At 40.9% G+C, this 12,412-nt stretch carries 12 protein-coding genes; 6 read left to right on the top strand and 6 right to left on the bottom strand.

Going from position 1 to position 12,412, the window contains the following annotated elements; translation table 11 throughout:
• Positions 1-77: 77 nt before the first annotated feature.
• From AABK40_RS23470 to AABK40_RS23450, 5 genes are all read right to left on the bottom strand, one after another.
• Entirely contained in the window at positions 78-755 is a 678-nt protein-coding gene (locus AABK40_RS23470; RefSeq protein WP_338399619.1) for a hypothetical protein, read from the bottom strand.
• Between the two features lie 183 nt (positions 756-938).
• On the bottom strand, positions 939-1,685 hold the full coding sequence (locus AABK40_RS23465) for a ParB N-terminal domain-containing protein (RefSeq protein WP_338399618.1): 747 nt from the start codon (positions 1,683-1,685) through the stop codon (positions 939-941).
• Positions 1,621-2,367, bottom strand: a complete 747-nt coding sequence (locus tag AABK40_RS23460; protein WP_332922972.1) for a ParA family protein — start codon at positions 2,365-2,367, stop codon at positions 1,621-1,623. The genes AABK40_RS23465 and AABK40_RS23460 overlap by 65 nt, the downstream gene beginning before the upstream one ends.
• Before the next feature lie 33 nt (positions 2,368-2,400).
• Positions 2,401-3,105 carry a replication initiation protein gene (locus tag AABK40_RS23455; RefSeq protein ID WP_332922971.1) on the bottom strand — a complete coding sequence of 235 codons (705 nt, stop codon included), beginning with the start codon at positions 3,103-3,105 and terminating at the stop codon, positions 2,401-2,403.
• 599 nt (positions 3,106-3,704) lie between these two features.
• Entirely contained in the window at positions 3,705-5,021 is a 1,317-nt protein-coding gene (locus AABK40_RS23450; protein ID WP_338399617.1) for a replication initiation protein, read from the bottom strand.
• A gap of 702 nt (positions 5,022-5,723) precedes the next feature.
• Between AABK40_RS23450 and AABK40_RS23445 the strand changes: the two genes are divergently transcribed.
• The 6 genes from AABK40_RS23445 to istB all read left to right on the top strand — a co-directional run bounded on the left by AABK40_RS23445 (position 5,724) and on the right by istB (position 11,317).
• Positions 5,724-6,035, top strand: coding sequence for a type II toxin-antitoxin system HigB family toxin (locus AABK40_RS23445; RefSeq protein ID WP_332922660.1), 312 nt, complete (start codon positions 5,724-5,726; stop codon positions 6,033-6,035).
• Positions 6,032-6,406 carry a helix-turn-helix domain-containing protein gene (locus tag AABK40_RS23440; protein ID WP_338399616.1) on the top strand — a complete coding sequence of 125 codons (375 nt, stop codon included), beginning with the start codon at positions 6,032-6,034 and terminating at the stop codon, positions 6,404-6,406. Before AABK40_RS23445 ends, AABK40_RS23440 begins: the two co-directional genes overlap by 4 nt.
• A 171-nt stretch (positions 6,407-6,577) precedes the next feature.
• Complete coding sequence (locus tag AABK40_RS23435; protein WP_338399653.1) at positions 6,578-7,165, top strand: recombinase family protein; 588 nt, start codon at positions 6,578-6,580, stop codon at positions 7,163-7,165.
• A gap of 169 nt (positions 7,166-7,334) precedes the next feature.
• Positions 7,335-8,636, top strand: coding sequence for an IS1380 family transposase (locus tag AABK40_RS23430; protein WP_338399652.1), 1,302 nt, complete (start codon positions 7,335-7,337; stop codon positions 8,634-8,636).
• Positions 8,637-9,067: 431 nt separating this feature from the next.
• A complete protein-coding gene (gene istA / locus AABK40_RS23425) occupies positions 9,068-10,585 on the top strand; it encodes an IS21 family transposase (protein ID WP_338398672.1) in 1,518 nt (505 codons plus the stop codon).
• A 9-nt stretch (positions 10,586-10,594) separates the two neighbouring features.
• On the top strand, positions 10,595-11,317 hold the full coding sequence (gene istB / locus AABK40_RS23420; RefSeq protein ID WP_338398614.1) for an IS21-like element helper ATPase IstB: 723 nt from the start codon (positions 10,595-10,597) through the stop codon (positions 11,315-11,317).
• A 68-nt stretch (positions 11,318-11,385) separates the two neighbouring features.
• Here the strand turns inward: istB and AABK40_RS23415 are convergent, their stop codons facing one another.
• Positions 11,386-12,399 (bottom strand): hypothetical protein, encoded by a 1,014-nt coding sequence (locus tag AABK40_RS23415; protein WP_338399651.1) that lies wholly within the window; start codon positions 12,397-12,399, stop codon positions 11,386-11,388.
• Positions 12,400-12,412 lie beyond the last annotated feature (13 nt).

Below are 12,412 nucleotides of genomic sequence, written 5' to 3'. Positions count from 1 at the left end.
AAACTTACCCTGAGCGCGCTGATCTGACGGGAAGCGGGGTAAGTGTGTTGATTAATTTGACTCTTCAATCATTAAGATTAAACCTGTGGAAAAGCCTGCTTCACTAATTCTTCTGCTTTGGCAAATAATAACATCTCCACCGTTGAAACATCAGAATTCAGCTCTTTGGCTACTTTAGTCAGTATCGTAAGGTACTCCGAGTAAAATGATGACTCATCGGCTCTGCTCCAGCCTTCCTGTTTGGCTTTGGACTTCACCAACTGATTCCCCAACCCAATGGTATTGTTTCGGCTACTCAAAATTGGGAATAACAATTTATTCGGTAAGTCCCGAACAATCTGAATACAGTTTAGGGATATGGCTACTCGTGCATCAAAGATTGCATACTTGTTTGGATCGTGAAGGACAATGGCTTTTGACCAAGACGCAATGCCTTTCTTTCCCTTTAAAACAAGCTCTTCGGCACTCTTGGTTGAGTATTCTGCCAAGGATGCTGAGCCATTTGTTTTTATTCCTCCCCAGTCAGAAATGTAGTATTTCGTGAGATCAGCTCGTTCTTCATCTGAAGAGGATGCCTGCCATTTCTGATTCAATTGAGATTTAAGAGCGATGTTCTTCAAATATTGGTTTCCTTCCGGCAAAACAACGCCCTCTGGAAGTATATCCTCATTGATCGTCCTCCAACTATACCAGTCGTTTGTTTCGTCGATAAACTGCTCTGCGTATTCGGTTATTGCATGCTGTAATTGCACCATTTGTAATAGGTTGTTTATCTTTAAAAAATTGAAGATGCGCTGTAAAAGGGTAATATAGGTAAATCAGCGATTTCATTCTCGCTTATTGAATTATTTGTTTACCAAAAATCAGAAGGGTAGGTGCACTGAAAGTGCATTCAATAAAAAAAGCAAACCGACAAAATGACGGTTTGCTCCTTTGGCTTAAAATTTAGCCTTCATCCATTGCTCAATTTCCTCAAGTGCCTTGCGCTTGGCTTCTGTATCAATGTCTTTATTAATGAAGTTTTCGAATTGCTTCGTCCATTTTGTTACGAAGGCATTGGCTACATCTTCATCTGATTTTTGCTTGGCAGTTGCCTGTTTTTCGGCTTCAGAGATCTTTGCCCAACGTTCAATGGTTCGCTCTGAAACTCCTGCGAGGGTGGCTACAAACTTGGCTGTTTGCAAACCGTCATTTTGTCGGTTTGATCGGTCGCCTCCTCTTTTTCCTTTTTTCAGGTTATATATTTTCCCCCAGTGCTGTTTCATTTGAGCTGGGGTCATATTTCTTCTCGAAAGCTGATTATCGACCATCCACTGCACAATCTCCTCACGGTTTATTATGCCCTCGATATACGAAATACCGAAAGGTTTTCCGGTCTCCTGGGAAGCCCTAAAACGGTTATGACCATCAATCAAGTAGGTCTTATCTCCTTCCTTCCAACACAACAGATTCTCACGCACACCTTCCTTCTCAATACTTTTCACCAAGGATTCAAAAACTTCTCCTTCAAGTGGTGGTAAGAACTCTTTCAAATCCTGGTCCACTTCAAAAGGTGGGTTGTCTGCTGTATAAGTCGCATTTTGCTTCGGCACAATATTGCCAAGCATGGTACTGGTGTCCTTATTCTGATAAGCGACTTTTGACTTCTCTCGTGATTTCCTGAACTTCGATTCCTGCTTTGCCATTAGGCGCATGTTTTGTAATGGTGGAAAAAAGGGCATTGGCTTCTTCATAATCTTTTAGGTTACTCATTTGAGCACCCAAAATCATATCGCCATATTCCTCTCTCAATATTTCTTTGTATTCATTGTGAACTGTAATCGGGCGTACCAGTGTCAAAATCATTCCGAGCATTTCGATGTTCGGATTTGAAGTGGCTTTGAGTTCCTCGTACACATTCATGATCGTATCGAAACCATCGGCAGAAAATTTCGATGGGGTAGAGGGTACGATCATGTGGGTCGAAGCATTCAAGGCATTTTGGGTAAGCCAACCAAGCGACGGTGGACAATCAATGATGATAAAATCAAAAGATTGTGGCAATTGTTGAATGACCTGGCGCACCTTGTAATAACCAGCGGCGGAGCCTGCGTAATGAGCTTCGAGCTTGGCGGTGGATAGCTTCGATGGAATACACCAAATCTGATCAAGTCCCTGATAGGCCGTATAGTTTTCGCCATCAACAATCATTTGATCCACCGACCGGAATTCATCATATTCGGACATCAAAATGGAGGTTGTATTGGCTTGTGGATCAAGGTCAATGACCAGTACCTTGTACTCTTTTGCCAAGGCTGATGCCAAGCCAATCGACAAGGTAGATTTCCCAACCCCTCCTTTGTGATTTACAATTGAAATAATTTTCATAATCTCTAATGATTTGGAATTCCCGCAAGGGATCTATTCTTTAATGGTTTTGTATCGTTGCTGAATCTTGAAAAGGAGGTGGGTAACGGTCCGCCCTCGTTTTATCGTCGAAAAATCGACCAGCAAATCTGTTTTTTTCAAAAGATCCAATACAGGTTTTATGACCGTTCTGTTCAGTTCTCCAAACCTTGGGTATTTATCGGAAAGGATCAATATTTCACGGAATTCTTCCAGTGTGATTTTGCGTTGGCCAAAATTCTCATGTTGCTTCAAAAGCTCATAGACCCGCATGGCATACATGTTCTTTTTCAGCAAAGTCAGGTAGCCATACTTGTATGCGGTAAAGTTTCCCTGCTCCTTGAGTTTAAGCAAAAAAGGGGTCATCTCTACATTGAAGCGAAAGCGAATCATGTTTGTACCGTCTTCCCCTTCGATGTACTGAAACAACGGCACACCTTTCCATTTCTTCCCGACCTGAATTTTAATGGAGGCATCAACCAGCCCAAGCGCAGCCGTTTTTACATGGCTGTAATCCGTCTTGGATAGCTTTTCTTTTCCCAAAATCTGATTGATCGTGATCTCTGCATCAGCAAACTCACCAGCATTGTATTCTACTGTTGCCACACAAGCCGAAAAGACACAGTATTGCATGGCTGTAAGCGCAGCCTTGCCATTGATCATCTGATTGTTTTTGGTTACTCGCCGAGATAAAAAAAACTTCTCCTGTTGCTCCTGCATTTTATAATTCTTTGCTAATCAAGTCATTAATCGTTAAAAAGTGTAGTGTTTTAATACTCGACCCCAAAAAGTGTAGTGAGTGCGCTTAAATCCAATTAACGACAGACCAATATAGGTAAATTTTCCCCCCAAACTATCGATTTGGTATTATTTTTCTACATCAAGGTATTAAATAACACCACGAAAGTATTATTTCACTACACCTAAGTATTAAAACGCTACACTTATAACTTTATACGACATTCGTTGGGCCAACATTTGTCGTAGTAGTATTAAAACTCTACATCTAAGTATTCATTACGACCACTTAAGTATTAAAACTCTACATCCGAAGTATTAAAACTCTACATTTATAACGCTGTGGGAAATTGACAATCAAAGAGTTACGAGGCCCTAAATAGAATAAATTATTTTAAATTTTAAATAAATTATTATTAATAAGAACTCATTTAAAAAAATTTACCCTAACCGGTAAGTACAATACTCAAAAAAATGCCGGGATAATCGACTGGGAATTGAAACAGCTTTTTGAGAGAAAAAAGGGCTTTGTGTTTCTCAACAATGCATTATGTTAAATAAATGATTTGATTCGCCAGCGATCAACCCTTGACTAAAGAAGTATAGTCAGGGTAGTACTTTTCAACAAACGGCTCGAATTTGTATTCTGACTCAGGATAGTGATTGACCGCAAGCCATGCGGAATACGCATTGATCGCATCCTCCGTTGGAGTGCCATTCTTCCAACTCACATACATCTTGCGGTAGCTTGCAACATGGCGCTTGGGCATCAAGTTATTTCGCAGGTAGGTATTGCGCAGTTCTTCACTGTCATATTTCTCCCTGGCCGTGTGTTTAATATTCAAATAATGGCCCTCGTACAAGGTTTTAAGCATATTCAGGGTCTTGGTCTCTTGAATTTTCTGCTGGTAACCCCCAGAAACCCCTTTTTTAGCGTCTTTCGTCATTTTTAGGTGTTCGTATCCACCTTTAATATTTGGTGCCGTTAAAATGCTTCTAAAATAGGCTACTTTGTTATTGGCTTGGTCGAAATTTGTCTGCTTGAAGGCATATTCGAGGTAGGCGGGCTCATGCTCCTTGCATAAATCGGCATATTCCTTCGCTGTAAAGAATCTGGAAAAAGCCGTTGGAAGTTCCGGTGAGGTTTCCGCAGGCTTTTTCTCAACCGCCTTATTTATATTTTCGGTGGATTTAACCACCGGTTTTTCTTTTTTATAAATGTCTATTTCAGACACTTTGTCAATCTCAAATACCAGGCGGCTATCTTCAATATCATAAGCCTCCTCGAAGGAAAATGAAACCTCCATACCCAGCACTCGCTTTAATTCACGCAGCACCGGCAACACCACCCGATTCCTGAAATCACTGAAAGATGCGTACTTCCCGCTTAGGCCCAAAACTTCCTTTAAGTTCTTGAGGGTCATGACACGCTTCTTGTTTTTAGCACTGGCATTCTTGAAAAGACAGTAAAAATAGCTCGTGAAATGACTTTTGAAATTCTGAAAAATGGAATAGGACAGTTTGGTAAATCGCTGTGATTGATGCAATAAATAGTCCTTTAGATCATCACAGAGGCGAACATTAACGTATCCCCGGTGCTTGGGACACTCCAAAAAACCGAGTACTTTAATGAGTTTACCTTTAATCCTGAACTCTTTTGTCATCAAGCCATTAAACACCTCCCGATAGGATTCATAAAGACTCCCAGAGCATTGCTCCGAAGGGCTGAAAATATTGAGTGGAATCCGATAATTATGAAACTGATCATCTTCCATTCTAACCTTGCTGATCAAAACTGCAATCACCCTTTGCTCACACATCTGCATCTGTCCAAAAATATCGGACAGATCATTGCCAAAGACGATGGGAGAAATAGACAGTTGTTCTTTAAAGGTCATGATGAGCGTGATTGTAATCTTATAATTTCTTGGTATAAGATAAGAATCAATTTTTATAAACTAAACAATTTAGCGGAAAAAAATTTTTAATTTTTTACTAAAAAAAATAGTTGCGTTTTGAAGCCCTAATTTTGCATAAAAGTGCATCTCCCATTTTTGTCTGAGATTTCCCAAAACTGTCTGTAGATTTCCCATTTTTGTCCGAGAGTCTCCCATAATTGTCTGTGAATCTCCCATTTTTGTCGGAAGGTTTCGTCGTGAAATAGTCAAAAATCATTGATTGAAGCCTGTAAAGGCCACTTTTTAAAAAATGAAAATTCAGACAAACAATTATAAACATTATAAAAAAACTAAACACTACGAGCTGCGCTTAGTTGGTCGTTCGTTTTTATATTTTTTTTGAATTGGAAGAATTGGCCAACAAGAAAAAATTGCAGACATGAATTTTGTTTGATGGTTTAACAAATAATAATTTCCGACAATTCCCTGAGCAGAGCCGAATATGCTAAAAAGCTTTCAGGTACTCCGATTTCCCATTTTTGTCTGCCGCATTTTATCGACGGAAAAGAAGGGAGGAACACGTATTCTTTCTTTACTTGTTTGGCAGTAAAGAGAATTTCCCCAGGTGAAAACCCTGAACTTACTTAACACCAAAATAGTTACTATCATTGTTATTTGGTCTGTTTATTGTTACTTTCAGCCATGGTAAAAACACGAAACAGGATCATAAGCGATAAAGTGATTCGGGAATTTTTACTCAAGCACCCTACCGCTAAGCACGTATTTGAGCGGTGGCTATTTGACGCCAAAAGAGGGATCTTTAAAAATTTTGATGACCTTCAAAAAACGTTTAGGGCCCCAGATAAAGCCGGTAAGAACATTGTTTTCAATATCGGTGGGAACAAATACCGACTGGTGGCAGATATCAGAATGACTGAAAACAGAGCGATATTCTATATTTTATTCGTAGGGACGCATAAGGCTTACGATCAAATTAAGGCAGAAGAACTATGAAGTTAAAGACAGAACAAGAATATGACAAGGCGGTTGAGATCATCAATGGCCTACTGAAGAAAGAGCTTGATACTTTTGATGAAATTTACCTGGACGCACTGACGGATGCAGTAGAGGAGTATCAAGATGAAATGTTTGAGCCATTAGGCGAACCAACCGCTCAGGAATACCTGTTAGCGATCATGGAGGAGTATGATATGGTCAAAAAGGATCTGATTCCCTATTTCGGGAGCAAACAGCGTGTTTACGAATTTTTCAAAGGGAATAGCCCATCCAAAGACACCATCGCTCGCCTGGTTCAAGGTCTAAACATTCCAGCCAATATATTCTTCAACAGCACCAACTATCATATTGACTTGGAAGAAGCTTAGGCTCCGAATAATATGGGGGTGTAAGACAAGGCCCATGGTTCGATTGGCTACGGAATGAAATAACCTACAGCCTACCCCTTTACAAAATCAGAAATCCACAACTTGTTGGTTTTCTGATTTTTTTTGATCTTTACTGTACAGTTTTATACTACCCGTCCAAAAGCAAACAAAATGAAGGCGATTTACATCCGAGTTTCAACCACCAACCAGAACACGGCCATTCAACATGACTCCAGTGGTCAAGCAAAAGAATTTATCGACAAGTGTTCGGGAGCCATTCCATTTTTTGAAAGAAGTGCCGTGAAGAAATTGGTGCGGGCAGTGGAACAAGGAAAAATCAGCGAAGTGGAAGTTTCCCGCCTGGACCGCTTCGGTCGGAAGGCCGAAGATGTTAAAAAGGCCATTAACTGGTTTGGCCGCCGAAAAGTGCAGGTCGTGATTAAAAGTCAAGGCTTGGTTTGTTTCAATGAACGCTGGACCCTCACGCCCGCTACCCGAATGATTATTGGCATCCTGGCGGAGTTCGCCGAATTCGAAAGAGAAATTATCAAGGAGAAAACCTTGGCCGGCATCGCACACGCCAAACTCGAAGGGAAGTTCAAAGGACGCAAACCAGGCAGTAAGAATGTCCACCGGCACCATTTGTACGATAGCGTGATGGCGCATTTGGAGGCGGGATTGTCGGTAACGGCTATTCATAAAATGACTGGGGTCAGCCGGGTGAGTATTACGAAGTGGCGGGATGAGGGGAGGGGATGATTAATTATATGAAAATTGTAATCATCTACTTATGACAAATCAATACTTAAATAACGACACGATTAAATTTTACTTAAAAAGTAAAATCAAAAAACAAAAAAAGTGACTTATCTGCCTTATCTTTAAGTTCCTACACATCAAAAACAATAACAGCTAAATCACTCTGGGAATGAAGGTAAGGAAGAGAAGTTTCAGAATCAATTCAAAAGCGGTAAAACACTCATTTTCTTCGAAAGATCTAACAAGCTTTGGTGGCTTATCGATGCTTAGTGATTTTTGGTCAAAGCATAATATCTTTGATCTGTTCAAAAATAATTTTGGGCAACGGAACTCGAATGCCCAGAAGTTTTCTTTGGCTCAAATTCTGATGTTGTTATCGAGCTCGGCATTTTGTGGTATGAATCGGTTAGAAAAGATTTCACGGTTTAGTGCAGATCCGTTGGTAAGATATTTATTCTCATTAAAAGAGAAAATTTCACGTCAAACGATCACGAATCAACTAAAGAACATGCATGAAGAAGGGACTCGAAATTTAGAAGCCCTTTTACTGAAACAGAATGCTAAATGGTTGTTAAAGACTAAATTAGGCCACATTGTATTTGATGCGGATTCTACGGTTAAAACGGTTTACGGAAATCAAGAAGGGGCAGAAAAAGGATACAATGAGTACAAGCGTGGGGCTAAAAGTTATCATCCTTTGGTTATGTTTGTTCACGAGATTAAATTATTGTATCATACCAAGTTTCGCCCAGGAGATTCTCATACAGCAAATGGCATTAAAGAATTGATCGCCGAGGCTAAAGGAAGTTTACCAAAGAGTGTGAAGAATGTAACCTTTCGTGCCGATTATGGATTCTTTTCCAAATCGTTAATTGATTATTTGGAAGAAATAGGGTGGTCGTATTTGATAAAAGTGAAGCTCAGGGGCTTAGATAAGCTATTGAGGCTACAAAAATATGAAATTACTGATGAAGGAATTGAAGTGGCTAGGTTCGAACATCAAGGAGTGAAGTGGGATAGTCCATTACAATTTCATGCTGTTCGATGGGTTGATGGGTATGAAATTTATGAGCCCACAGGCGATTTGATTCCTGTTTATAAGTATAGTTGTTATGCAACCAATATGGCATTTAACCCAGAAAACTCGCATGACTTTTATAAGCGAAGATCTATCAGTGAAACTTGGATTGAACAAGTTAAATCTCACGTAAAAGCAGGGAGCACTTTGACCAATAGCTTTTGGGCAAATGATGTGCTTTGGCAATTGGCTTGCTTCGCATACAACAGTTCAATTTGCATGAGAATAAATCACTTGGTTCATCATGAGGAACACCAGACCTTTGTTGATTGGATGGTCAGGATACCAGCAAAACTGATTAGGACTGCCAGGCAATTACGGCTTTCGTTCTCAGAAAAATATTTATACCGAAGAAAATGGGAAGAGTTCTATTTCTTCTTAAACTACAATTAATAGATTAGCCTTCTTGGTACACCCCTTCTCAATTATTTGGGTAAGGGAAAGTATATCTTAAAGGTTTAAAAATTAAGTAAATCAGCCATTATGCTTATCAGGAAAAATGGCGAAAATGCAAAATGCCCAAATATTGGGTAGAAATCGGGCTATTTTGCTTTTTAAGTTTTATAGTTAGGGAGGTAATTTATTACACTTTTAGGTTGTTAAGTGGTGATATATTCATAAATATAAATTATTTTCACACAATTGGATACAACGGAGCAAGCTGACACCCCCTAACGCTCCGATTTTTGGACGAGAATAACGGAGCAAGCTGACACCCCTATTGTTGAAGAATTAATTGCACTATACCAAGTATAATGTCGGTAAAAAATACTTTTTTGGGTAATCAACCAAAAAGTATAGGCATGGCAGGCAAACCGATCACTATGAGTAAATTACGCCAGATTATTCGGATGCTTCATCAGGGTCGCTCACAAAAGTCGATTCACCTAAGCACGCGGGTGAGCATCAACACCATCAAGGCTTATCGACGCAAGCTAAAAAAGTCAGGTAAGCCGATTGACTATTTTCTGAGTCAGGATGAATTATCGCTGAGTAAGTTCTTTTCTTCGGGCGATCCGGCCTATAAGGATATTCGTTATGAACAAATGAAGGAGCTTTTACCCAGTTTATCGCAAGAGCTTGGCAAGAAAGGGGTTACCAAGGGACTGCTTTGGCAGGAGTATATTGAAGGGCATCCTGATGGCTACAAATATTCGCAATTTTGCTTTCATCTCAGGCGTTATATGCGTCAGAAGCACCCCAATTTACCTCTGGATCACCTTCCGGCAGACAAGCTTTATATCGATTATGCAGGTGCAACTTTACCTTATATTGATGCCGAAACGGGTGAGGTGATCAACTGCCAGGTCTTTGTGGCCTGCCTTCCGTACTCGGATTATTGTTTTGCGATGGCCGTTCCGTCGCAGACGACCGATGACTTTATTTTTGCGCTAAAATGCTGTTTGGAGCATCTTGGGGGTGTTCCGAAGGCGCTTGTGCCGGACAATTTGAAAGCGGCAGTAGTTCAAACCAACCGTTATGAGCCCAAGATCAACAGGGTTTTGGAGGATTTTGCGAACCATTATGGGACCGTAGTGGTACCGGCACGTCCGAGGAAGCCACAGGACAAGGCTTTGGTCGAGAACCAGGTCAAGTTGATCTATCAACGAGCCTATGCCAGAATGCGTAATCAGCAATATTTCAGTCTTCAGGAGCTCAACAATGCCCTTATTTCTTACATCGGAAAACACAACCAAACGCGGATGCAGAAACGTGATTACTGCCGAACAGAGCAGTTTGTTTCCAAGGAAAAGCCACTACTTTCACCGCTTCCCGATCAGCCTTTCGAGATCAAATATTATCGAAATTACACTGTTGCGCAGAACGGACATGTGCTCATGGGCATCGATCAACGGCATTACAGCGTCCCTTTTGAATACATCGGGCAGAAGGCTCAGCTGATTTATACCGATACGATTGTCAATATTTTTGTCCAGTCCAAACTGGTTGCTACCCACCGAAGGAATAAAACCAGTGGTTACACAACCAACAAAGACCACCTGTGTTCGCAGCACCAACACTATCGATCCCGCAGTACGGATAACTACCTGAAAAAGGCCAGTATGTGCCCTGAGCTGGAACGGATGATGGAGGTGATGATCTCAAAAAAACAATATCCTGAGCAGCTTTTTAGGAGCTTTGACGGCTTACTCAACCTGATGCGATCCTACCCTAAAGAGCACTTCGAAACGGCCATTAGGATGGCTATTGAGGCAGAGCAATACAACTATACTTTTGTCCAGAATGTACTACGAAACAAAACCTATATCAACAGCAGTCCACCACCTCAAACCCCTTTGCCCCAACATGAAAACACCCGAGGAAAATCTTATTACAACTAAACCAACATTATGTATTCATTAATCGAAAAACAGCTATCAGAGCTTTCATTCAAAGGAATGAGCCTGCAGTGGGAGACGCTCAGGCAAAGCAAACAGCTTCATGAATTGAGCCTTACCGACGGGCTGAACCTGCTGCTTCAGGCAGAAGCAGACCACCGGCAGACCAACAGGGAAAAACGCCTGATAAGGACAGCTAACTTTCGCTACCAGGCCAGTGTTGCCGAGCTACACTTTGATACCAACAGAGGGCTTGACAAGGGGCAGGTTATGCAACTGGCTACCGGAGAGTACATTGGAAAAGGACAATCCGTACTTGTAACTGGAGCCACCGGATGTGGTAAAAGTTTTGTTGCCTCAGCGTTGGGCTATCAGGCATGTACCCAAGGAAATAGCACCCTCTATTTTAACTTCAAAAAGCTGATGGCCAGTCTGAAGGTTGCCCGAATAGACGGTACGATTGCCAAATTATTTGTCAAACTTGCCAAAGCCGACCTGCTCATAATCGATGACTTTGGTCTGCAAAAACTCGACGCACAACAGCAACAAGACCTAATGGAGGTGATTGAAGACCGACATGCTCGAAAGTCCACCATTATCATCAGCCAGATGCCCGTAAGCGACTGGTATGAGATCATCAACGAACGAACCATCGCCGATGCTATTTTGGACCGTTTGGTACATACCTCCCACAGGATAGAATTAAAAGGCGAAAGTAGGAGAAAATTAAGTTAACTTGAAAACAAACTTCTGCCATTCCCCGAACTGAAACAGGGGGGTGTCAATATGCCCGTTAGGGGGTGTCAATATGAACGGTATATCCAAACCGATAATATTTCTTTGATCACTGGGGTCAAAGATATCAAATCCTTGATGAAAGGTGTATGATCACTGATTTGGAGGAGGCTCAAAGCCGCACCTTTGCTTTCTTCGGCGACATTTTTCAGCTCAGGACCGACCTTTCTAAACCACTTTTCATATTGCCCAAGCTGATGAAACCTACAATGATGCCTTACTTTTGGAGGGGCCAAATGTGCATATTCCCCACACGCTAAATCTTTTCTGAGTTCACCAACCCATTTGATGAAATTCTTGTAATCATCTGTATCGTTATATAGATTTTTCAGTGTCCTTGATACTTCATGGGTGATATCCGAAACATGATCAAGCCCCAGCAAGGCTGTAGCCTTAAGTAAATTAGAACCTTTATCGCTTAGGACATATTGAATTTTCAGCTTCTGAACGAGTGGTTGAAGTTCCTTATAAATTACATCTGCCGACCAACCTTTTTTCGCACCAAGATAAACCAAGTGACAGTCCTCAAAACGTAATGTACGCTGCTGGTCAGAAACCGACACAGGAACGGCAAGTACCAAAAACAATTTCTTCCCGTTGAATGAAATGCTTTCATCACAAATCAAAACACATGGCCGCTCAGGTGAAAATGGTTCGATGGCCTGCATTCCTGCTTTTTTTAACCAATTATCAATCGTCGAATGGTCAGGGCATTTACTATCTATGTGCATTTGTTGAATGAAAATACGCAATACCGTCTCACTATCACGAAGGCTCATGCTGGTTTCAGTATGTAAAATTAAAGCCAAAGTAATAATGGCCGAACAGTAGCTGTGGTGCTTGATTTTTTTCCCCCCAAACTCCGACTTGTTTTTAGACTTTTCCTCTTTGTACTTCTTTTCCCAAAAGGAAGCCCGAGCCTTATACCTTTTAATTTTGATACTGTCGTTTCGCCTTTTTCGTTTAGCTCTTTCTGTTGACTTTTTCTTTTTTAGAGATTGTTTGTTATTTTTAAAACTCAAAGCGATTCTGGTA

Origin of the sequence: Persicobacter psychrovividus (genome assembly GCF_036492425.1) — a bacterium.
Lineage (GTDB): Bacteria > Bacteroidota > Bacteroidia > Cytophagales > Cyclobacteriaceae > Persicobacter > Persicobacter psychrovividus.
This window is presented reverse-complemented; position numbering and strand designations above follow the sequence as displayed.

Excerpts from the sequence above, each read along its gene's own strand:
- AABK40_RS23470 (WP_338399619.1), bottom strand. The coding sequence starts at position 755 with ATGGTGCAATTACAGCATGCAATAACCGAATACGCAGAGCAGTTTATC.
- AABK40_RS23465 (WP_338399618.1), bottom strand. The coding sequence starts at position 1,685 with ATGGCAAAGCAGGAATCGAAGTTCAGGAAATCACGAGAGAAGTCAAAA.
- AABK40_RS23460 (WP_332922972.1), bottom strand. The coding sequence starts at position 2,367 with ATGAAAATTATTTCAATTGTAAATCACAAAGGAGGGGTTGGGAAATCT.
- AABK40_RS23455 (WP_332922971.1), bottom strand. The coding sequence starts at position 3,105 with ATGCAGGAGCAACAGGAGAAGTTTTTTTTATCTCGGCGAGTAACCAAA.
- AABK40_RS23450 (WP_338399617.1), bottom strand. The coding sequence starts at position 5,021 with ATGACCTTTAAAGAACAACTGTCTATTTCTCCCATCGTCTTTGGCAAT.
- AABK40_RS23445 (WP_332922660.1), top strand. The coding sequence starts at position 5,724 with ATGGTAAAAACACGAAACAGGATCATAAGCGATAAAGTGATTCGGGAA.
- AABK40_RS23440 (WP_338399616.1), top strand. The coding sequence starts at position 6,032 with ATGAAGTTAAAGACAGAACAAGAATATGACAAGGCGGTTGAGATCATC.
- AABK40_RS23435 (WP_338399653.1), top strand. The coding sequence starts at position 6,578 with ATGAAGGCGATTTACATCCGAGTTTCAACCACCAACCAGAACACGGCC.
- AABK40_RS23430 (WP_338399652.1), top strand. The coding sequence starts at position 7,335 with ATGAAGGTAAGGAAGAGAAGTTTCAGAATCAATTCAAAAGCGGTAAAA.
- istA (WP_338398672.1), top strand. The coding sequence starts at position 9,068 with ATGAGTAAATTACGCCAGATTATTCGGATGCTTCATCAGGGTCGCTCA.
- istB (WP_338398614.1), top strand. The coding sequence starts at position 10,595 with ATGTATTCATTAATCGAAAAACAGCTATCAGAGCTTTCATTCAAAGGA.